9 protein-coding genes, 1 tRNA gene, 2 rRNA genes and 6 pseudogenes (1 of these 18 only partly in view) are annotated in these 22,500 nt (G+C 40.2%); 6 read left to right on the forward strand and 12 right to left on the reverse strand.

Going from position 1 to position 22,500, the window contains the following annotated elements:
• The 3 pseudogenes from Bra60_RS05395 to Bra60_RS05405 form a co-directional block, all read left to right on the forward strand.
• Positions 1 to 213, forward strand: a pseudogene (locus Bra60_RS05395) (Fur family transcriptional regulator) (it extends 178 nt beyond the left edge of the window).
• A gap of 159 nt (positions 214 to 372) precedes the next feature.
• Positions 373 to 1,425: pseudogene (locus Bra60_RS05400) on the forward strand (HlyD family secretion protein).
• Between the two features lie 39 nt (positions 1,426 to 1,464).
• A pseudogene (locus tag Bra60_RS05405) lies at positions 1,465 to 3,036 on the forward strand (DHA2 family efflux MFS transporter permease subunit).
• Between the two features lie 163 nt (positions 3,037 to 3,199).
• Here the strand turns inward: Bra60_RS05405 and Bra60_RS05410 are convergent.
• The 7 genes and pseudogenes from Bra60_RS05410 to groES all read right to left on the reverse strand — a co-directional run bounded on the left by Bra60_RS05410 (position 3,200) and on the right by groES (position 10,963).
• A complete protein-coding gene (locus tag Bra60_RS05410; RefSeq protein WP_078688849.1) occupies positions 3,200 to 3,784 on the reverse strand; it encodes a GNAT family N-acetyltransferase in 585 nt (194 codons plus the stop codon).
• A 71-nt stretch (positions 3,785 to 3,855) separates the two neighbouring features.
• Positions 3,856 to 4,980: pseudogene (locus Bra60_RS05415) on the reverse strand (type III PLP-dependent enzyme).
• A 634-nt stretch (positions 4,981 to 5,614) separates the two neighbouring features.
• A pseudogene (gene trhO, locus Bra60_RS05420) lies at positions 5,615 to 6,528 on the reverse strand (oxygen-dependent tRNA uridine(34) hydroxylase TrhO).
• A gap of 482 nt (positions 6,529 to 7,010) precedes the next feature.
• Positions 7,011 to 7,840 (reverse strand): annotated as a pseudogene (locus Bra60_RS05425) (ferredoxin--NADP reductase).
• Between the two features lie 575 nt (positions 7,841 to 8,415).
• Positions 8,416 to 8,769 (reverse strand): zinc ribbon domain-containing protein YjdM, encoded by a 354-nt coding sequence (locus tag Bra60_RS05430; protein WP_078688850.1) that lies wholly within the window; start codon positions 8,767 to 8,769, stop codon positions 8,416 to 8,418.
• A gap of 197 nt (positions 8,770 to 8,966) precedes the next feature.
• On the reverse strand, positions 8,967 to 10,610 hold the full coding sequence (gene groL, locus Bra60_RS05435; protein ID WP_035007459.1) for a chaperonin GroEL: 1,644 nt from the start codon (positions 10,608 to 10,610) through the stop codon (positions 8,967 to 8,969).
• A gap of 56 nt (positions 10,611 to 10,666) precedes the next feature.
• A complete protein-coding gene (gene groES, locus Bra60_RS05440; protein WP_078688851.1) occupies positions 10,667 to 10,963 on the reverse strand; it encodes a co-chaperone GroES in 297 nt (98 codons plus the stop codon).
• Positions 10,964 to 11,251: 288 nt separating this feature from the next.
• Between groES and fumC the strand changes: the two genes are divergently transcribed.
• Positions 11,252 to 12,640, forward strand: coding sequence for a class II fumarate hydratase (gene fumC / locus Bra60_RS05445; RefSeq protein WP_035007456.1), 1,389 nt, complete (start codon positions 11,252 to 11,254; stop codon positions 12,638 to 12,640).
• 27 nt (positions 12,641 to 12,667) lie between these two features.
• Here fumC and Bra60_RS05450 read toward each other — a convergent pair whose 3' ends face one another.
• On the reverse strand, positions 12,668 to 14,296 hold the full coding sequence (locus tag Bra60_RS05450; RefSeq protein ID WP_078698136.1) for an alpha-D-glucose phosphate-specific phosphoglucomutase: 1,629 nt from the start codon (positions 14,294 to 14,296) through the stop codon (positions 12,668 to 12,670).
• Positions 14,297 to 14,503: 207 nt separating this feature from the next.
• On the opposite strand from Bra60_RS05450, the gene Bra60_RS05455 reads away from it, so the two are divergent.
• Positions 14,504 to 15,028 (forward strand): peroxiredoxin, encoded by a 525-nt coding sequence (locus Bra60_RS05455; protein WP_035007454.1) that lies wholly within the window; start codon positions 14,504 to 14,506, stop codon positions 15,026 to 15,028.
• 124 nt (positions 15,029 to 15,152) lie between these two features.
• Here the strand turns inward: Bra60_RS05455 and hisS are convergent, their stop codons facing one another.
• Positions 15,153 to 16,640, reverse strand: coding sequence for a histidine--tRNA ligase (gene hisS / locus Bra60_RS05460; protein WP_078698137.1), 1,488 nt, complete (start codon positions 16,638 to 16,640; stop codon positions 15,153 to 15,155).
• Between the two features lie 591 nt (positions 16,641 to 17,231).
• Between hisS and Bra60_RS05465 the strand changes: the two genes are divergently transcribed.
• Positions 17,232 to 18,329 carry a DUF3792 family protein gene (locus tag Bra60_RS05465; RefSeq protein WP_078698134.1) on the forward strand — a complete coding sequence of 366 codons (1,098 nt, stop codon included), beginning with the start codon at positions 17,232 to 17,234 and terminating at the stop codon, positions 18,327 to 18,329.
• Between the two features lie 555 nt (positions 18,330 to 18,884).
• Here the strand turns inward: Bra60_RS05465 and Bra60_RS05470 are convergent.
• From Bra60_RS05470 to Bra60_RS05480, 3 genes are all read right to left on the reverse strand, one after another.
• Positions 18,885 to 18,961 (reverse strand) — tRNA-Met (locus Bra60_RS05470).
• 88 nt (positions 18,962 to 19,049) lie between these two features.
• Positions 19,050 to 19,164 (reverse strand): 5S ribosomal RNA (gene rrf, locus Bra60_RS05475).
• Between the two features lie 87 nt (positions 19,165 to 19,251).
• Positions 19,252 to 22,063: ribosomal RNA gene (locus Bra60_RS05480) — 23S ribosomal RNA — on the reverse strand.
• Between the last annotated feature and the right edge of the window lie 437 nt (positions 22,064 to 22,500).

A 22,500-nucleotide genomic window follows, 5' to 3' on the forward strand; every position in this document is an offset into this window, starting at 1 on the left:
AGTGTGAATGCTTTTATGGTTTGCTCACATCCAGAGAATTGTCACCATGAATTAACGATTTTCACTCTTTGTAACAAATGTGGGCAAGTGAACGAGATACAAGAGCAAACCATCGCATATGATATTAAGCAAATGATACAAAAAAGCGGGTTCCAAGCGCATAAAAGCACTATAGAAGTAAAAGGAACCTGTAAAAAATGTACTACAAAATAATATTTTTAGACTGTAAATTTTCATATCAAGTATATATGTGTCGATCTTGTATTATCCGGAAGCTTTTCTCACTACTATGTGCGTAAGATGTGGATGTGCGAGTGTATTTATTATATATTGAATTGAAAGTAATAAATTCATGTCTACGTCAATTTTTCAATAAATGCTTTCAGAAAAATCAAACACAAAAAACCAATTAATTTTTCTTCTTATTTTGGTGCTTTTTATATTTTGGTTGAGCTATAAATGGTTAGCACACTGGCGTTATATGATTACAACTGACGATGCTTATGTACAAGGTGACATCGCTGCTATTTCCCCAAATTAAGCGGATACATTGAAGAACTTTCTGTCAAAGCCAACCAAACTGTAAAAAAGGCGATACCCTCTTTCGTTTAGAAAGTGGTGATTATCAAATCGCCTTAGATCAAACAAAGCGCATCTCGATACACAACAGAAAATTCTTATGCGTATTGATGCGCAAATTGTGGCAGCCCATAGTGCATTAGATGATGCTCAAGCACAAAAAGCAGCTGCCTCAGCTATAGCAACCAATGCACAACTCACCTTACAACGGATCACAGAACTGAAAACGGATCGTTATGTTTCCCAATCTAATGTTGACAATGCCAAATCAGCTTACGAAAAGCTATTGCTAATGTTACACGGCTGATGCGCAAATAGCTGCAGCACGTGCTAATATTCAAGTATTAGAAGCACAACGGCATGAAGTAGAAAGTCAAACAAAAATCTTGAACTCACCGTGACAAAGCAAAACGTGATCTTGATTCAACTATTCTACGTGCTCCATTTGATGGAATTATTGAAATTTAACAGCAAAAAAGGGGGATTTTCGTTAATGGTCAACGCCTTGCTGCTTAGTTCCCATCCATGCACTTTATATCGAAGCAAATTATAAGAGACACAATTGCAAAATATTCAAAGTGGGCAAGCTGCTTATATCTCCATTGATGCCTTCAAAAAAGATGTATTTGAAGGTACAGTGCTTTCTGTTTCGCCTGCAACAGGAGCTGTTTTTTCTCTTTTGCCACACAAAATGCTACTGGTAATTTTACAAAAATTACGCAACGTATTCCTATTCGGATTTCTATTCCTGAACATGCGTTAAAAAGTGGAAGAATCAAAGCAGGAATGAGCGTTACCGTAACCGTTGACACACGGAATAGGAAACAAAATAAAGATTCTTTATAACAAAGTTAAATGATCCTATCATGAAAAATCCGACACCTCTTGCATCTAGATTCTCTTGCATCTACTGATGCTAAAGAGAGCATAGACATACGTAAAATCATAGTCTTCATAGCTATGACTTTTGGTATGTTCATGGCTATTTTAGATATTCAAATTGTTTCTTCCTCTTTAGCTGAAATTCAAGCCGGTTTATCAGCAAGTGCTGATGAAATTTCATGGGTTCAAACGTCTTATCTTATTGCTGAAGTTATTATGTTGCCTCTTTCTGGTTTTTTAGGGCGTTTGTTATCAACACGGATTTTCTTCAGCTTCTCAGCAGCTGGCTTTACCATTGCATCTATTCTTTGTGCTACAGCAACATCTATTGAGCAGATGACCTTTTACCGTACACTCCAAGGCTTTATTGGCGGAGGCATTATCCCCAGTGTTTTTGTTGCTTCGTATACACTTTTTCCTCCCTCTAAACAATCAATCGTTTCGCCTATCGTTGGCCTAGTCGCAACATTAGCGCCTACAATTGGTCCAACAGTGGGAGGATATCTCTGTCATGTCTTATCATGGCATTGGCTTTTTTCATTAATGTACCTTTTGGAATTATTATCTCAATTTTAACTTGGAAATTAATTAATTTTGATAAAGCAGAACCCTCTCTATAACTAAATTTGACTGGTGGGGTCTTTTCTCTATGGCAATCTTCTTGGGATCATTAGAATATATTTTAGAAGAAGGTGCACGTCATGATTGGTTAAAGGATCAACTGATCTTCAATCTTTTTTATTATTATGATCTTAGCGGCTAGTTTATTCTTTTGGCGAGCTTTTACTGCTAAAGAACCAATTGTTGATCTCACAGCTTTTTCGAATCGAAATTTTTCGATTGCAGCAATTTTCTCCTTTATGCTTGGAATAGGACTTTATGGTCTTACCTATCTTTATCCTGTCTATTTAAGTCAAATACGTCATTATGATGCTCTTATGATTGGAGAAACGCTCTTTATTTCAGGTTTAGCTATGTTTTTGACGGCTCCTATAGCTGGATTTCTTTCAACACGTATTGATGCACGTCTTATGATTGCTATAGGACTCACCAGCTTTGCATGGGGAACCTGGCTAGCCACTGCGGTTACCGACGATTGGGGTTTTTGGGAACTCTTTTGGCCTCAAATTTTTCGTGGGTTTTCTATCATGCTCTGTATGGTTCCTATTAATGACATTGCCTTTGGGTCATTATCACCAGAGAAAATGAAAAATGCCTCTGGGCTTTTTAATTTAACACGCAATCTCGGCGGTGCAGTAGGACTTGCTATTATCGGTACTGTTATGATGGAACGCTCTGCTCTCCATTACGGACGAATAGCTGAAACCATCCATGCAGGAAATATCCAAGCAACTGAAATGCTTGCAAAGCTCACCATGTATTTCCATTCTTATACGTTTGATTCACATGCCCTTGCCTTATTACAACTTTTTGGTATCACTTTCATACAAGCGACAGTTATGGCTTTTAGCGATATTTTTTTTTATGATGACTATTCTCTTTAGTCTTTTAACCTTCTTAACCGTTTTTCTTAAAAAAATATCACCCTCTGCTGATATTCCTCACGGCCATTAAGTTTCATGTTATAAAGGGCAATAGGCATTTATGGTACTGAATGTATCAACAAAAGAATTTAACCATATTCTTAAATATCAATGATATGACTTCATGAATGAAAACGAAAAAATAGCCTCAGCGTTATTATGAACAAACAAGTAAAATGAAATACTCTAAAATCTTAAGCTACTTTATAATGCTGATTATGGCTTAAATCCCGTAGGTCTCCACTTGAAACTAAAAGACCATGACATCCAATAAGATATTGAGGGATCAATTCCAAAGCTTGAAAACGATGTTTTTCATAAACTCCAGGCATAGCGAAATTTTTTGTTAAATGACTTGAAAAACCAAAACGCTGATAAAATTCAGAATCTCCCACGAGGAAAATAGCACCATGGCCTAATTGTCTTGCTGTTTCAATTGAATGCTGCATTAAAACTGACCCAATGCCTAGATCAGAACACTCAGTTGCCACAGCTAAAGGCCCTAAAAGCAAAGCACCTTGAATCTCATTTTGCCCTTTGTGAAAAGTAATATTCCAAAGACGCACACTTCCTACGAGCTCATCAAGAAAATTTTTAACAACAAAAGAAAGTCCAAAAGCTGGAAACCGGCCGCAACGTAAAATTTCTGATGATTTATGCTTACGTTCCTCTCCCATGACCAAATCGAGAAGTTTCTCCCGATGAAGAGCATCGACTTCTTGCTCAGACATAAGCGTAAAACGCGCACCATTTTTTGTTTGAAAATGAATCTTTTTCATCTCTGTTACCCATTAAACCGCACCTTAAACACCCCATTAGGCAAAAATAGAGAGGTACCTTATACAAAATCTCAAATTACATACGATCGTAAAGGTTCAAAACCATTAAATGCAACAGATGCATAAGTTGTTGTATAAGCACCGGTCCCATGAATCAAGAGTTCATCACCTATTGTTAAAGAAAGAGGAAGCAAATAAGGCGTTTTTTCATACATAATATCTGCCGAATCGCACGTCGGACAGCTAAAATACATGGTTCCATTGCTTGATCATCATGAGCCGTTTCAATAGGATAGCGAATGGCTTCATCCATAGTTTCAGTCAGACCATTAAATTTGCCAATATCAAGATAAACCCAACGGACGTTATCATTTTTCCTTTTTAGAGATCAAAACAACCTCTGTGCGTATAACACCCGCATTACCTACCATCGCGCGCCCTGGCTCGATAATTGTTTCAGGAATACGATTCCCAAAATATTTTTTTCAATGCATCAAAAATGGACATACCATAGGTTTGCACTGTTGGAAATTCTTTCAAATAACGTGTCGGAAAACCACCGCCCATATTCACTAATTGCAACTGAATACCTTCTTGTTCAAAGATTTAAAAACAAAAGCTGTATCCGATAAAGCACGATCCCATGCATTCAAATCTGTCTGCTGAGAACCCACATGAAAGGAAACACCATGGGCCTGCAGACCTAAGTGATGCGCATAACGTAAGACATCAACAGCCATAGAAGGAACACAGCCAAATTTTTGCGATAACGGCCACTCTGCTCCTTCTCCATCAGTAAGAACGCGCAAAAAACACGAGCTCCCGGTGCAGCACGAGCAACTTTTTCTACTTCCTCAAAACAGTCAATGGCATAAAGTGAAATACCAAGCGCATGCGCACGCGCAATATCGCGCTCTTTCTTATCGTATTACCAAAAGAATACGATTAGCTGTAGACCTGCCGCTAAAGCCATTTCAATTTCTGCTACAGAAGCAGCATCAAAAGACGATCTAAAGAAACAAGCAAGCGCAAAATCTCAGGTGCTGGATTTTGCTTTGATTGCATAGAAAATACGTGACTGTGGAAGAGCCTTTTCAAAATTAAATAATTTTCCATGAACAAATCAAGACAACAACCAAACAGGGCCCTTCAGAACGATGCGTTGCAAGAAAATCGCGAATACGTTGCGTTGCCATTTGCACTTCTCCCTAGGGACAAGACATCCCTAACTTACGCCAATGAGCAGCAAACGCTGCCAATAGCAAAAAAACAAAAAGACATACATCCACTCTCTCACCCGATTAAAAACAACCGGGAAGAATAAGCATTGCATGCCACGAAAAAACAGCGCGAAAACCGCATTGTTCTACGTTGTCTGCCTTTTTGATTGGAGTGAGAAGCCAATTCCGCATGAAGGCAATGAGGTGTGCCTCTTTAGTTACCCAGCATTTGAACAGCTGGAAGACACCAGAAAGGCCCGCACCGTCGTTGCTTCAAGATGTCCTCATTCTTTTGATTGGTCATAAGAATGACTGGAGCGGTTAGTTCCAGGTACCGTACCGGTTAATCCCACCATTTGAGAACCAGCGGACACCCACAGGCACGTGCGACTTTGGGCAACATCGCGTATAAAGCCAATTTTTATTCATTTCAATCATTTTTTTTAATTTTAAAACTTTTTTAACTTTTAATCAAAAATGATGCAAAAAAGAAACAGATCACTCGGAAACAAGAACAAGCTTGTATCCTTATTATCTGTATATCTAACCATAAATTAGAGAATGTTCAGTCTTAAAATATTCTTTTTTAAAATGATATAAAAGAAGGCTTTTATTGTTCACAATGAGGATACGCTGCACGCAATTTTAATAATTGAAATTGTCTATGACGTTCCCGAAAGCGTTGTCTATCACTTTCATCCCGCGTATTATAACAAGCATCACAAGAGACACCTTCTTCATAATGAGAGGATAGCTTATCTTCAGCACTAAGAGGGGAACGACAGGCGCGACACAATTCGCGTCCACATTCTTCGAGACCATGTCCTACAGAAACACGCTCATCAAAAACGAAACACTCTCCTGCCACAAACTGTTTTCCTTTGGGATAGTTTCCAAATATTTGAGGATACCACCTTTTAAGTGATAAACTTGATCATAACCAAGGCTACGGACATAAGCGGTTGATTTTTCACACCGAATACCCCTGTACAAAACATAGCAATTTTCTTTTTCTTTTCAAATCGCTTTCATGTTTCATAATCCACTCAGGAAATTCACGAAATGTTTTAATACAAGGATCAATGGCTCCTTGAAAACTCCCAAGCGCATATTCATAATCATTCCGTGTATCGATTAAAAGTGTTTCTTCATCTTGGATAAGAGCATTCCAGTCTTCAGGTGCTACATACGTTCCAACAACTTTTAACGGATTAACATCTTCAATCCCCATTGTTACAATTTCTTTTTTTAGCCGCACCTTCAAACGATGAAAGGCATTTTTGAAGCCCATGAATATTTAATCTCGGGCATTTGAAATGTAGGCTCTGCAGTGATAAAATCTATTAACTTTTCAATTGCACTGCAGGAACCAGCAACAGTGCCGTTGATTCCCTCTTTTGCTAAAAGAAGAGTTCCCTTAATGCCATTTGTCTGACATAAATTCAGCAAAGGCTTTTGCAATTGACTATAATGCTTCAAATCTGCAAAGCAATAAAGAGCAGCAACTTTAAATTTCTTTTCCATAACATCGACATAACGCGGGTTTTATTTAATTTCAAGAACTATTCGTCCTTTTCTTTTATATTATTCTGTCATTTGCTTCTACACGCAGAATATCTTTTTATGAAAAGAGAACACCCTTATCAAAAGAAAATGACACTATCCAGCATCACAGCTCCTCAGTTATTATGATTATAAAGGTAATTATTTTTCCTACCCATAGGCGCATTTCAAATAAGAAAGACAGGACAAGTTATGCATATCTTCATTTTCAGCCGAAGTTGCTGATGAAATCACTCTTCTTCAAATCCTGAATTATCTCTTGTTCAAATATAATTTTTCTTACAGAAAGCTATAATAATATAAGAATACCTTACCACTTTCTGTGTTCATCTAATAAATAGAGTTCACAAAGAGAATTTATTGAAATGTTTCCTCATATCGATCGGAATGGAAAAATTAAAAAACGAATGAGCACCTTTTATTCTGTAAAACAGGTTGCTCTTTTATCCCACAAAGGCCCGTTCCACAACATAAGTCGCCGGGGCATTATTGGCTCCTTCAACAAGACCAAAGGTTTCACATATCCTAGCACAATCTTTCAGCATTGCCATCGAACCACAAATCATAACACGGTCTTCCGTAGGATTGATTTTCGGCAATCCAGTTCTTTCAAAAAAAGCACCGCTTTCCATAACAGTGGTAATGCGTCCCATATATTCTGAAGGTTCGCGGGTGGTCATAGGATAAAATTTCAACTGTTTTACATATTCACCAACTAACGGATCATGCTCTAAAGAAGCAACAGATCTTTCGCATATGTCAGTTCATTACACACACGCGTTGTTTGAATAAGCACCACCTGGGAAAATTTTTCATATGTTTCGGGATCACGAATAAGACTTGCAAAAGGAGCAACACCTGTCCCTGTTGAAAGAAGATAAAGACGTTTTCCAGGGATAAGAGCATCAAGAACTAAAGTTCCAGTCGATTTTTTACGCATTAAAACTGTATCACCAATTTTAATTTTTTGAAGATGTTCTGTTAATGGTCCTCCTGGAACCTTGATCGAAAAAAATTCGAGCTGTTCATCCCAATATGGGCTTGCAATTGAATAAGCGCGATAAATTGGCTTTTCTGCATTCGGCAAACCAATCATAACAAATTCGCCCGAACGAAAACGAAAGCTTTCCGGACGATTAAGGCGAAATTTAAATAAATTATCCGTATAATGATGAACCTCTTGGACAGTAAGCGCAAACACATTTTCAGGAATTGGAAAATTTAAAGCAACATTCTCGATATTTGACTGAACATTGGTTGCTGATGCGCTCATAAATTCTTCCTTATATTTTGATACAACATTTAATAACACATTTTATAAATAGTATAATCCCTGCATAATCATCTACTGATATTTTTTTACAATATAAACTATTGATTCAATAGTTTATATACTGAATTAAGAATAGATATGTATTATACCATGAATGCAAAAGGAAAAAAATGGAATAACGAATAGTAAAGTCAAGTGCAACAGTAATAACTGTAATCTTATAGAATTCTGATAAAAGATATTTTGTCTCTCATTCGGCATCCATTGCATTCTTCACCAATGACTTAAATTCTTAACAAACAAGATCCAAAACACAATACTATTTTACTATTATGCTCTCTCTTCTTTTACTGACTCTGCTCATAAACTTTTGATATGAATAACTATTTTTTCAAAAAAACTTATGGAGTGCATAAAAAACAGTACAGGAAGAAAAGAAGAATATTTCTCTCTCTATAATAAAGAGCAAGTAAGAATTGGATACTTTCTTGCAAAATAAAAATGAGTATTTTGACGCTCTTTTCTCTCTCTTCCTTCCTTTTATTATTGAAAAAGAGAGCATCAGTGTAGGATGATCATTTTTTGGTATTAAACTTTTTTACAAATTCTGACTTTAAAGCCATCTGACCAATTCCAGGTATTTTGCAATCAATATTATGATTTCCCTCTACCAAACGAATATTCTTAACCTTTGTACCGCTTTTTAAAACAGATGAAGACCCCTTCACTTTAAGATCTTTAATGACCATCACGCTATCACCATTTGCTAAAAGCTGACCATTAACATCATAAACTTCAAAAGAGATAGGAAGCTTTTCATTCTTGTTTTGAGGCCACTCATGCGCACATTCAGGACAAATAAAACGACTATTGTCTTCATAAATATAAAGACCATCACACTGAGGACACTGAGGCAATTGAGCATACATCCCGCCTTTGTTCAAGAGAAATTATTGATCGTAAATCATGCATCCAATAAAACAAGAAAAAAGATCTATTGAACACAAGATATACTGAAATGAGCAAAGCAAAAATTTGTTAGCTGATTTGGTCATAAAATGAAAGAACAAGCATAAGAAAAACGGGCCAGTAGGCCCGTTTTTCTTTTATCTTTGACGAAGGCGACTTAGAAATCCATTCCGCCCATTCCGCCCATTCCACCACCGCCCATTGGAGGCATTGGTGTCTCTTTCTTTGGAAGTTCAGCAACCATTGCTTCTGTTGTGATAAGAAGGCTTGCAATCGATGCAGCATTCTGTAAAGCAGAACGGACAACTTTTACTGGGTCAACAATTCCTAAAGCAATCAAGTCACCAAATTGCCCTGTCGCGGTATTGTAACCAAACGTATCTGAATTATTTTCCAGCACCTTGCCAACAATAATTGCCGCTTCTTCACCTGCATTCATCGCGATTTGACGTGCTGGCGCTTGTAAAGCACGGCGTACAATGTGGATACCAGCCTCTTGATCAGGATTCTTTCCTTTGACAGTCAATGCATTTGCAGCACGCAAGAGTGCAGTTCCACCACCAGCAACAATACCTTCTTCTACAGCTGCTCGTGTCGCATTCAAGGCATCATCAACACGGTCTTTCTTTTCTTTCACTTCAACTTCTGTTGCACCACCAACACGAATAACGGCAACACCACCAGCAAGTTTTGCGAGTCTTTCTTGCAGTTTTTCACGATCATAGTCAGAAGTTGTTTCTTCAATCTGTGCTTTAATCTGGTTAACACGTGCAGTAATTTCAGCCTTATGCCCAGCACCATCAATAATGGTTGTGTTTTCTTTAGTGATATTAACTTTCTTTGCACGTCCAAGCATATCTAAGGTAACATTTTCAAGCTTAATGCCAACATCCTCAGAAATAACCTGACCCGATGTTAAGATAGCAATATCTTCTAACATCGCTTTACGGCGATCACCAAATCCTGGAGCTTTAACAGCAGCGATTTTCAAACCACCACGCAATTTATTAACCACGAGGGTTGCCAAAGCCTCACCTTCCACATCTTCTGCGATAATAAGGAGAGGTTTACCGGATTGCACAACTGCTTCAAGAACAGGAAGCAAAGATTGCAAATTAGACAGTTTCTTTTCGTGAATCAGGATATAAGGATCATCAAGATCAGCAACCATCTTTTCAGCATTTGTCACAAAGTAAGGAGACAAATAGCCACGGTCAAATTGCATACCTTCAACAACTTCTAATTCAGTTTCAGCTGTTTTCGCTTCTTCCACTGTGATGACGCCTTCATTGCCCACTTTTTCCATAGCATCGGCAATCATTTTCCCAATTTCAACAGCACCATTTGCGGAAATCGTTGCAACTTGCGCAATTTCTGCTGAAGTTTGAATTTTTTTTGCTTTTTTGAAAAGATTTTCAACGACTTCTTCAACAGCTGCATCAATCCCACGCTTGAGACACATTGGGTTCATCCCAGCAGCAACAGCCTTTACACCTTCTTGTACGATTGCTTGTCCTAAAACAGTAGCTGTTGTTGTTCCATCACCTGCAATGTCATTGGTCTTCGAAGCCACTTCACGCAACATTTGCGCGCCCATATTTTCGAACTTATCTTCCAATTCAATTTCTTTTGCAACAGATACACCATCTTTTGTAATACGAGGCGCGCCAAATGATTTATCAATTACCACATTGCGCCCTTTAGGGCCGAGCGTTACCTTAACAGCATTAGCAAGGATATCAACACCGCGCAATAAACGCTCACGCGCTTCACGGCCAAATTTGACTTCTTTAGCAGCCATTTAATTTCTCCTTGGAGTTGTCTTAAATAATCAAATAAAATAATTGAGAAATTGGATTAACCCAAAATTCCCATAATATCAGACTCTTTCATGATTAAGAGGTCTTCACCATTAATCTTAACTTCAGTTCCAGACCATTTGCCAAACAAGACGCGATCTCCTGCTTTCACTTCTAGAGGAACGCGCTTTCCATTATCGTCGAGAGCACCACTCCCAACCGCAATAATCTCACCCTCTTGAGGTTTTTCCTTTGCTGTATCAGGGATGATAATCCCACCAGCTGTTTTATTTTCAGATTCAACCCGACGAACAACGACACGATCGTGAAGTGGGCGGAATTGTATATTAGCCATGTTTTATATCCTTAAAACTTAATATAACTGAATTAATCTTAAGTTCCTATTAGCACTCTCTTGCGACGAGTGCTAACAATAAAACAAATATAAAAATGCCTTGTTACAATGTCAAGGGTTCTCAATAAAAATTAATCTGCACCTTTTTGTCGTCCTCCGTTTTCTCTCGTGGAAAATTTGAGCAATAGTCTTGTTAACTGTTTTCCATTATAAAAAATTTTAGCACTTAATTTTTCTTTGATTAATCTATAGTATAAAAAACTTAAATGAATCATCATAGGGGTCGTCATGCTTACAACTCGTCAAGAAACTGATAGTTTTGGAACAATCGCCGTACGTAATGATCGTTATTGGGGAGCACAAACGGAACGTTCCCTTCATCATTTTAATATAGGGATAGAAAAACAACCCTTGACCGTAATTTATGCCTTAAGTCTTATTAAAAAAGCCGCAGCTCTCGTTAATATGGAAAAAGGCAAACTTCCGCAAAATATCGGGCAAACGATTGTTACCGCAGCTGATGAAGTCCTTGCAGGAAAATTCGATGCTCATTTTCCTCTTTCTGTTTGGCAAACAGGCTCCGGCACACAAAGCAATATGAATGTCAATGAAGTCATTGCCAACCATGCTAATGTCCTTTTGGGAGGAGCTCTTGGAAGCAAAACACCAGTTCACCCGAATGATCATGTGAATATGAGCCAATCCTCTAACGATTCCTTTCCCACAGCCTTACATATTGCCACCACACTGCAAACACGCCAACATCTGTTACCAGCTCTTGATGCCCTTATTGCGAGCCTACAGAAAAAAGAAAAAGAATTTACCGACATCATCAAAATCGGGCGAACCCATACTCAAGATGCAACACCTCTTACATTAGGACAAGAATTTTCAGGCTATCGTACCGCTCTAGAAGCCAATCGCACACGAATTGAAACAGCACTCACCGATGTTCAAATGCTTGCTCAAGGAGGCACAGCCGTCGGAACAGGTCTCAATGCTCCATCGGGCTTTGATAAAGCATTTGCCGAAACAATAAGCACTCTTACAGGGATCCCTTTCAAAACCGCTCATAATAAATTTGAAGCGCTCGCTCATCACGGAGCTCTTACGCATTTTCATGGCAGCCTCAATGCCTTAGCAGCTGACCTGTTCAAAATTGCCAATGACATTCGTTTCTTAGGATCGGGACCTCGTTCAGGATTAGGTGAGTTGAACCTTCCAGAAAATGAGCCAGGTTCTTCTATCATGCCGGGAAAAGTCAATCCAACACAATGTGAGGCTTTGACCATGGTTGCTTGCCAAGTCTTTGGCAACCATAGCTGCATCACATTTGCTGCCAGCCAGGGACATTTTGAACTCAATACCTATAAGCCAGTTATTGGATATAATGTATTGCAATCACTTAATCTTTTAGGAGATTGTATGCGCTCTTTTGAGACATATTGTATCCAAGGATTACAAGCAAATAGAGAGCATATTCACGCTTTGATGGAACGTTCTCTCATGTTGGTTACTGCTCTTGCTCCAGAAATTGGATATGAAAAAGCCGCTGAAATTGCTAAAACAGCCTATAAAAATGGGACAAGTCTCCGTGAAGAAGCTTTAAAAGCAGGTGTTTCTGCTGCTGATTATGATCGACTTGTTGATCCTCAAAAGATGATTCATCCACAATAAGAGAAGAATTATTGCCAAAAAAAACGTTTATGTAATAATATCGGGCTGTTCTCGTCCTAAATGATGTTTGATTTTTAACACCTCAAAAGCAGCTTGCTTTAAAGGATGAAGAGCTTGTTGTGGATCTTGATTATGCTTACGGGGATCTCCCTCATACTGTTCAAGATAAAGCCGAACAAGAGCTCCTGTTGTTCCCGTCCCAGAAAGACGAACCACTAAACGTGCCCCATTGTCAAAAAAAATACGGACCCCTTGCCGTATACTCACACTATGATCAATGGGGTCATGATAAATAAAATCATCGGCTTTTTCGACCGTTAATCCAGCTACTTTTGTTCCTAGCTCTGGTAAGCATGCGGATAATTGTTCTACCATTGCAAAAGCTTTGTGGGACTCCACCTCTTCATAATCATATCGTGAAAAATAAAAACGTCCATAGGTACGCCAATGCTGTTGAGCAATTTGCGCCACTGTTTTTTTTGTAACAGCAAGAAGATTCAACCAGAATAAAACAGCCCATAATCCATCCTTTTCGCGCACATGATCCGACCCTGTGCCAAAGCTTTCTTCCCCACAAAAAGTTATTTTTCCAGCATCAAGGAGTGTTCCGAAAAATTTCCACCCCGTTGGCGTTTCAAACAAATTCAATCCTTTTTTCTCTGCAACACAATCGACAGCACGCCCAGTTGGCATAGAGCGTGCAACGCCCACAAGACCTCGTCGATATCCTTTAATTAAAGAAGCATGATCAGCCATAATCGCAAGAGAATCAGAAGGAGTGATAAATTGTTGGCGACCAATAATAAGATTACGATCTCCATCGCCATCAGAAGCAGCTCCCAAGTCAGGCCCTTTCTCTGACATTAATAAATCATATAAATCCTTAGCATGAACCAAATTCGGATCTGGATGTTTGCCACCAAAATCCGGTAAAGGCGTTCCATGAACAACTGTTCCTTCAGGAAATCCTAAGCATTTTTCAAAAATTTCTTGCGCATAAGGGCCCGTCACAGCATGCATTGCATCAAACCGGAAGTTTAATCCCTCAGAAACCGCTTGAGCAATACACTCAAAATCAAAAATTTCCTGCATCAGCGCACTATAATCTGCAACGGGATCGATCACATCAACCTGCATAGACCCAATAAATACCGTTCCTTGCCTATCTAAATCGATCTCTGAAACGTCAACAATTTTATAAAAAGACAAATGTTGTGATGCAGCAAAAATAGCATTACACAAAGAAGTAGGTGCTGGTCCCCCATGAGAAATATTATATTTTATCCCGCAATCACCCTGTTCTCCTCCAGGATTATGACTTGCCGAGAAAATAATACCACCATGAGCATGATACTTGCGAATAAGATGCGAAACAGCAGGTGTAGATAAAATCCCGCCTTTACCGACTTTAATAAATCCAACACCATTGGCAGCAGCCATTTTTAACACGATCTGAATAAGCGTCCGATTTAAATAGCGTCCATCTCCTCCCAAAATGAGCAATTTTCCCTTAAGAGGTCCCACAGTATTAAAAATAGATTGAATAAAATTTTCAACATAATGAGGCTGTTGAAAAGTCGATACCTTTTTGCGCAAACCAGACGTTCCAAGCTTTTGATCTTTAAAAGCCGTTGTCGAAATAATATTCACCGTCATGAAATAATATTCGCCGTCATACTGACACCTGCAAAGCATAATGACTTAATTGAAACATGAATACTCCCTTAAAATTGATTATTAATTTCTCTTGACGCAAACATAAAATACCTGCAAATTAAAGAAACTATACGACATCCTTAAAGATAAAACAAAACTCAAAATTGTCGGAAATACCCTTCTTATATAAAGCACAGGAGTGCAATCATGTTTAGAAAAAAAGTTCCCAATGTTACCTTCCACACACGTGTTCGTGATGAATCAGTGAGTGGCGATAATCCTTATCGGTGGCAAGATGTCAACAGCGACACTTATTTCAAAGGAAAACGGGTTATTCTTTTCTCCCTGCCCGGAGCCTTTACACCTACTTGCTCAACTTTTCAACTTCCTGATTTTGAAAAACTCTATGATGAATTTAAAAAAGTAGGTATTGATGAAATTTATTGCGTTTCCGTAAATGATGCTTTCGTTATGAATGCATGGGGAAAAGACCAAGGCATTAAAAATGTGAAACTTATTCCCGATGGATCGGGTGAATTTACACGGAAAATGGGAATGTTGGTTGCCAAAGATAATATCGGTTTTGGTATGCGGTCATGGCGCTATGCTGCTGTGATTCAGGATGGCATAATTGAACAATGGTTTGAAGAGCCAGGCATATCAGACAATTGTGCCACAGATCCTTACGAAGTCTCCTCACCACAAAATATTTTAAAGATCCTACAAGGGTAATTGTAGCGGTTATTTTCCCACCCGATTTTTCTCTCCCTTCCCTTATTTTTTATATAAAAAAGGGAAGGGACTTTTAAGTTTTTTCCGTTCCTAAAGATTTTATGATTTTTGAGCCTTAAAGATTCTATGATCTTTGAGAAATGAGAATATTTTGAACTGTTTGAACGAGTTGATCTTCATCGACAGTTATTTGTGCTGGTCGACTCTCACGCCATGTTTGATTATCTTTAATTTCGTGGGATAAACGTGCTCCCTCGACCAAATCTTTGATCTGAATTTTTCCTTCTTGGCGCTCTTGTGCCCCCTGAATAACTACACACGGCGCACGACGCCGATCAGCATATTTCATCTGTGCTTTAATCCCTGATGCACCTAAATAGAGTTCAGATCGAATCCCCGCTTGGCGTAAACGCATGACCATTTTTTGATAGCGTACGAGAGCTTCTGGTTCTTTATCCATCATTAAAACCACAACGGGACCTATCGTTTCCTTCACAGGAAGTTTGCCAAGATTTTGCAAAGCAGATATCAAACGTGAAACACCAACAGAAAAACCTGTTGCTGGAATATTTTCCCCACGAAAGCGAGCAACCAGCCCATCGTAACGTCCCCCTCCACCAACAGATCCAAACACAACTTTTTGCCCATCATCATTAAAAATATCAAAAAGTAGAGCAGCTTCAAAAACAGGTCCTGTATAATATTCTAATCCTCGCACAACTGATGGATCAATTTTGATACGGTTCTGATAGCCATTTTCAGCAAAAATCGCTTGCATTTCTTCAAGCTCACAGAGACCTTCAAGCGCTTGATCACTATGCTCAACCATCTTTTTCAGATTATCAATTGTCTCCTCAGCTGTCTTAGCACTAACAGCCATCAAAGCAAGAACACACTCAATTTCTTTGTCCTTTAGTCCCGCTCCTTTGGTAAAATCACCACTTTCATCCAAACGCCCCTGCCCTAAAAGCAAGCGAACCCCTTCTGAACCAAATTTATCGAGCTTATCAATAGCTCTCAGAACAGTTAAGCGTTTCTCCTCCTGCTCCTTTCCGCCAAGACCAATCAATCCCAAAACGCCGTCCAAGATCTTCCGATTATTCAAACGAATAACATAATCTTCCTGCTGAATCCCTAATCTTTCTAGACTATCTGCTGCCATCATGCAGATTTCTGCATCAGCCAACACCGTTGGTGCCCCAACAATATCGGCATCAAATTGCACAAATTGTCGAAAACGTCCTGGTCCTGGCTTCTCATTCCGAAAAACTGGCCCATAACGATAGCTTCGATAGGGCTTAGGTAAAGTTTCAAAATTCTCGGAAAAATAACGAGCTAACGGAGCAGTCAAATCATAGCGTAAAGACATCCATTGCTCATCATCATCTTGCAAAGAAAAAACACCCGCATTTGGTCGATCTGAATCGGGCAAGAATTTACCAAGAACATCCGTATATTCAAAAATCGGCGTTTCCAATGCCTCAAAACCGTAAAGTTCATAAACCTCACGAATTTGAGCAACCATTGTTTCAATACTATATAATTGCGCGCTTGTGCGGTCAATAAAACCGCGGGGTAAACGGGCTTTTGTTCTTTCTTGTTTCATAGCCATTGTTTTTCTCTAGCAGCAATGTGTCTTGATAGATCACTGTGTCTATCTTATCATAACAAACGCTGCAACGATTTTATATAATTGCGGTTATACACCACCACAATATCACCTCTATCAGCAACTTAATGATATCAATTGTTTCGCTAAACGTGCCATCAAAGAAGCTAAAAAACAACATATAATCAAAAAGCTTTATCTCATAAAATCTTTCCTCACGCTTTTAAAATCATTCTCTTAAGGCCTTTTCCAATTTCTTATTTGATATTTAATTATTGTATATTTGGATTATTTTTCTGTTATCTGTTGCTTACTTTAAAATGCTCAGCGAGTTGACAGTTTTTGTTTTTTTTCATTTTTATGTTTTTTTGTATGGTTTCTCCTTTTGAAGAAGTCTGAGCAATATTGTTTGTGTGATTTTCTTTTTTCACAGTGCGGAGTGAGATAGGCTATACTTGCTGCGTATTATTTTGTCTCCTTCTTAAGCTTTTTAGCATTTTGATTTCAGTTTGTTTTTTCCTTTTTTCATTTTTTTTGGAACTTGCATTGGTTTTTCTCATTTTAAGTTTAAGAATTATTGAAGGAGAGAGAGATATGGAAACGCGGATCCCAACGAAGCATCCCTTAGAGCGACATTTTACAGGTGAATTTTCTTTAGAGACGGAGAGTTGTCACTATAGACCGTCTGTTTTATCTTGGTCCTCGATTTTTGCTGGATTACTAACGCTTTTAGCAACATCGGTTTGTTTTTCATTTTTGTTAGCAGCCTTAGGCTTAAACCAAATGACCTTTTTTTCTCCCTTTTCACTAGAGAAGAGTTTTCTCTCTGTTGGGGTGAGTTCAATTTTTATTTTTTGTCTAAGCTTTGGTCTTGGAGGTTATGTTGCTGGTCGTTTTTCGGATCACTCAGGAGCGCTTCACGGTTTTTTGACCTGGGCCCTTTTTATGCTTTTGGTGGCGCTCCAAAGTGCAATTTTACTTTCTGGCGCGGCTCATTTAGGCGCTAAGACTGTTTCAGGAGTTGCAACAACAACGAAACAAGCGATCAGTGATTTTAGTTCAGAAGGTGGCAAACTTGTTCCTCTCACAGACCGTAAAAATTTTGAGGATTTTTTCAACGATAAAAGGAATGCTCTGTTTGATTTTAACAAACTCAGCAATGACTTACAGGCACTTTTAAATAAAAGTGATATTCCAGCCCTCAATCCGGACAATCTCTATAACGCTTATAGAGAATCAGTCAAAGACCTTCGTTCTACCATCACATCTTTTAAGAATGATCCTTCTAACTATCGTCTTTTGGTTAAACAACTCAGCGAACGCCTTTCGGATCGTGTTAAAAAGCTGAACACCCAGATTGATCGTCGCGATGTCATCCATCAGCTGACAAACAATGGACTATCACAAGCTGAAGCAGAAAATACTGCAGAACGTGCGATTGATATTTATCAAACAGCGAACAAAAAAACTAAAGAAGCTATTCAATCACTGAACAAACAGGTAGAAGCTCTCTCGCAGAATGCTCCTACTCATAAAGGAGCCCAAAACAGTTTTGCAATTGCGGATAAAGCCATAAGCACAGCTTCTAAGATTGGATTGTGGAGTTTTTTTGCAAGCCTTCTTGGTGCTGTAATTGCCAGCATTTCTGGATATTATGGTCATAAGAGACGGTCTCATTCTTACACATTGTAAAATTTCGATTTTGAGACAAAAGAGGCTGATCAACCTTTAAGAACTCTACAAAGTAAAACCAGCTTTACAAAAGCTGCACCACGTGTGCAGCTTTTTTATTAAAGACCCTTTTTCTTTGAAGCGACCTGGGTATTTTCCCTCATGATGCATCATGCCATCAAAACGGACGTCTCATCTGAGACGGATCCTCTTCCCGCTTCTCTCTTGACGTCTGGCACATTGATTTGAAGTGACCTGGGTATTTTCCCTCATGATGCACCATGCACCATGCCATCAAAACGGACGTCTCATCTAAGACGGATCCTCTTCCCGCTTCTCTCTTGACGTCTGGCACATTGATTTGAAGTGACCTGGATATTTTCCCTCATGATGCATCATGCCTTCAAGACGGATGTCTCACCTGAGAAGGATCTTTTTCCAGTGGTTTTTTATTATTCCCCCAACAACACCGCTCCAAAGAGGAAGGAAGCTTTTTTTGTGTTGGATCGCCTACTGATCTCTTGTCGCGTTTATTTTAAGGATTATTTTATTGATACAAACTTATTGATCCGAGACTGGTTGCGGGGGCAGGATTTGAACCTGCGGCCTTCAGGTTATGAGCCTGACGAGCTACCGGGCTGCTCCACCCCGCGTCACGGAAGAATTGTCGCAGAAAGGATACGACGATTTTTAGATATTTTTTTGAAGAGTGTTGAAGAGTTCTTTCTATGCGCTTAGCAGACCTGGCAGCGACTTACTCTCCCGTGCCTTAAGACAAAGTACCATCAGCGCTGGAACGTTTCACGGCCGAGTTCGGGATGGGATCGGGTGCAGGCGCTCCGCCATAACCACCAAGTCAGCGAAAAGCATAGAAAGGAAAGAGAAGTTGTCTTATTGCTATTTTAATTTGTTTTGTTTTTTTAAATGAATAGAGGGAATGAGAACGATCAAGCCTATCGAACGATTAGTATCAGTAAGCTTCATATGTTACCATACTTCCACACCTGACCTATCAACGTGGTGGTCTACCACGGTTCTCAGGGAATACTCGTTTTCAGGTGGGTTTCCCGCTTAGATGCCTTCAGCGGTTATCCCGTCCGTATATAGCTACCCTGCTATGCGGCTGGCGCCACAACAGGTCCACCAGAGATACGTCCATCCCGGTCCTCTCGTACTAGGGACAGATCCTGTCAATATTCCTACACCCACGGCAGATAGGGACCGAACTGTCTCACGACGTTCTGAACCCAACTCACGTACCGCTTTAAATGGCGAACAGCCATACCCTTGGGACCTGCTCCAGCCCCAGGATGCGATGAGTCGACATCGAGGTGCCAAACAACCCCGTCGATATGGACTCTTGGGGGTCATCAGCCTGTTATCCCCGGCGTACCTTTTATCCGTTGAGCGATGGCCCTTCCACACGGGACCACCGGATCACTATGACCGTCTTTCGACTCTGCTCGACTTGTCAGTCTCACAGTCAGGCAGGCTTATGCCATTGCACTCAACAAACGATTTCCGACCGTTCTGAGCCTACCATCGCGCGCCTCCGTTACTCTTTAGGAGGCGACCGCCCCAGTCAAACTACCCACCATACACTGTCCTGGATCCGGATAACGGACCGCAGTTAGACATCCATGTCGATAAGGGTGGTATTTCAAGGACGACTCCACAAAGGCTTGCGCCCCTGCTTCAAAGTCTACCACCTATCCTACACATATCGCCACAAATGCCAGTGTAAAGCTATAGTAAAGGTGCACGGGGTCTTTCCGTCTAACCGCAGGAACCCCGCATCTTCACGGGGAATTCAATTTCACTGAGTCTACGTTGGAGACAGCGGGGAAGTCGTTACGCCATTCGTGCAGGTCGGAACTTACCCGACAAGGAATTTCGCTACCTTAGGACCGTTATAGTTACGGCCGCCGTTTACTGGGGCTTCAATTCAATGCTTGCACATCTCCTCTTAACCTTCCAGCACCGGGCAGGCGTCAGACCCTATACATCGTCTTGCGACTTCGCAGAGCCCTGTGTTTTTGGTAAACAGTCGCTACCCCCTGGTCTGTGCCACCCTTTAACGGTTGCCCGCTAAAGGGTCACGCTTCTTCCGAAGTTACGCGTGCAATTTGCCGAGTTCCTTCAACGTAGTTCTCTCAAGCGCCTTAGTATTCTCTACCTGTCCACCTGTGTCGGTTTCGGGTACGGTCTATACGTGGGAGCTATTTCCTGGAATTCCTTCACTGCAAGATCAATCCAATAAGACCTTACAATTTACGCAATCCGTCACTTCCCACAGGTCCACGAATATTAACGTGGTTCCCATCGACTACGCCTTTCGGCCTCGCCTTAGGGGCCGACTCACCCTGCTCAGATTAACTTTAAGCAGGAACCCTTGGACTTTCGGCGAGGGAGTCTCTCACTCCCTTTATCGTTACTCATGTCAGCATTCTCACTTCCGATACCTCCAGGAGCTCTCACGAGTCTCCCTTCACAGGCTTACGGAACGCTCCGCTACCACTTACTCATAAGAGTAAATCCACAGCTTCGGTGTATGGCTTGAGCCCCGTTACATTTTCGGCGCAAAGACCCTTATTTAGACCAGTGAGCTGTTACGCTTTCTTTAAATGATGGCTGCTTCTAAGCCAACATCCTGGTTGTTTTGGGATCCTCACATCCTTTCCCACTTAGCCATAACTTGGGGACCTTAGATGGTGGTTAGGGTTGTTGCCCTTTCCACGACGGACGTTAGCACCCGCCGTGTGTCTGCCAGTTATTTCTTCCAGGTATTCGGAGTTTGGTTAGGTTTGGTAATCCGGTGAGGACCCCTAGCCCATCCAGTGCTCTACCCCCTGGAGAATAAAACTAACGCTCTACCTAAATAGATTTCGCGGAGAACCAGCTATTTCCGAGTTTGATTGGCCTTTCACCCCTAGCCACAAGTCATCCCAATCTATTGCAACAGATACGGGTTCGGCCCTTCAGTAAGTGTTACCTTACCTTCAGCCTGCTCATAGCTAGATCACTCGGTTTCGGGTCTAATCCAACGAACTGAACGCCCTGTTCAGACTCGCTTTCGCTACGCCTACACCTATCGGTTTAAGCTTGCTCGTTAGACTAAGTCGCTGACCCATTATACAAAAGGTACGCCGTCACCCAGAACGTATCTTGGGCTCCGACTGTTTGTAGGCATTCGGTTTCAGGTTCTTTTTCACTCCCCTTGTCGGGGTACTTTTCACCTTTCCCTCACGGTACTGGTTCGCTATCGGTCATGCACGAGTACTTAGGCTTGGATCGTGGTCGACCCATATTCAGACAGGATTTCACGTGTCCCGCCTTACTCAAGGACTTAAATCAGATTTACGTATACGGGACTATCACCCTCTTTGGTTTGATTTTCCAATCAATTCTACTTTTCTTAACTTAAGCCACTGGCCTGGTCCGCGTTCGCTCGCCACTACTAACGGAGTCTCTTTTGATGTCCTTTCCTACAGGTACTTAGATGTTTCAGTTCCCTGCGTTCGCTTCTTACACCCTATTTTATTCAGGTGTAGATACCTTATTTGTGATTACTAGAAAATTAAACCGCTTTTATGAAAGCAGCTTAATTTTTCTAGCAATCTAAGGTGGGTTGCCCCATTCGGAAATCTACGGATCAAAGGGTATTCGCACCTCCCCGTAGCTTATCGCAGCGTATCACGTCCTTCTTCGCCTGTGCATGCCAAGGCATCCACCAAATGCCCTTAAGACACTTGATCATTCTCATTGCCAATATTCATTTATCAATTCGTCTATGCACAATCATCGAGATAAAATTGATTTAAAAATCATGCAATCTCTATAATCAGCACACAAAACAAAAATATCAGCAGAAAAGACCAACTTCTCGAGATATATTCAATGGCACGGTTAAGTTGCCAATCATTAAGCAAGGAATTTGAGCGTTTCCTTGCGACACATTATTCTACTCAAAAGATTTCCTCAATGAAAAGGTCTTGTTCTTTTGTCCTTATAAACTCTCACTTGAGTGTATAAATTAAGCTCTCTTCTACAAGAGAAAAAAGCCTCTATGTTTGAACAAGTCCCAACAGAGCTTTTTAAAGCTATGCTGCATTTTAAAAACCTTCTTTTTAGCCATCCATCCTTTAAAAATTTCTTTTACCAGGACAGAAGGAAGCAAAAAATGTCTGAATAT

The organism is Bartonella sp. Raccoon60, from assembly GCF_002022585.1.
Classification (GTDB): Bacteria; Pseudomonadota; Alphaproteobacteria; order Rhizobiales; family Rhizobiaceae; genus Bartonella; species Bartonella rochalimae.

Coding starts and splice junctions, on each gene's coding strand:
- hisS (WP_078698137.1), bottom strand. CDS start 16,640: ATGGCTATGAAACAAGAAAGAACAAAAGCCCGTTTACCCCGCGGTTTT.
- Bra60_RS05410 (WP_078688849.1), bottom strand. CDS start 3,784: ATGAAAAAGATTCATTTTCAAACAAAAAATGGTGCGCGTTTTACGCTT.
- groES (WP_078688851.1), bottom strand. CDS start 10,963: ATGGCTAATATACAATTCCGCCCACTTCACGATCGTGTCGTTGTTCGT.
- Bra60_RS05450 (WP_078698136.1), bottom strand. CDS start 14,296: ATGACGGTGAATATTATTTCGACAACGGCTTTTAAAGATCAAAAGCTT.
- fumC (WP_035007456.1), top strand. CDS start 11,252: ATGCTTACAACTCGTCAAGAAACTGATAGTTTTGGAACAATCGCCGTA.
- Bra60_RS05465 (WP_078698134.1), top strand. CDS start 17,232: ATGGAAACGCGGATCCCAACGAAGCATCCCTTAGAGCGACATTTTACA.
- Bra60_RS05430 (WP_078688850.1), bottom strand. CDS start 8,769: ATGTATGCTCAATTGCCTCAGTGTCCTCAGTGTGATGGTCTTTATATT.
- Bra60_RS05455 (WP_035007454.1), top strand. CDS start 14,504: ATGTTTAGAAAAAAAGTTCCCAATGTTACCTTCCACACACGTGTTCGT.
- groL (WP_035007459.1), bottom strand. CDS start 10,610: ATGGCTGCTAAAGAAGTCAAATTTGGCCGTGAAGCGCGTGAGCGTTTA.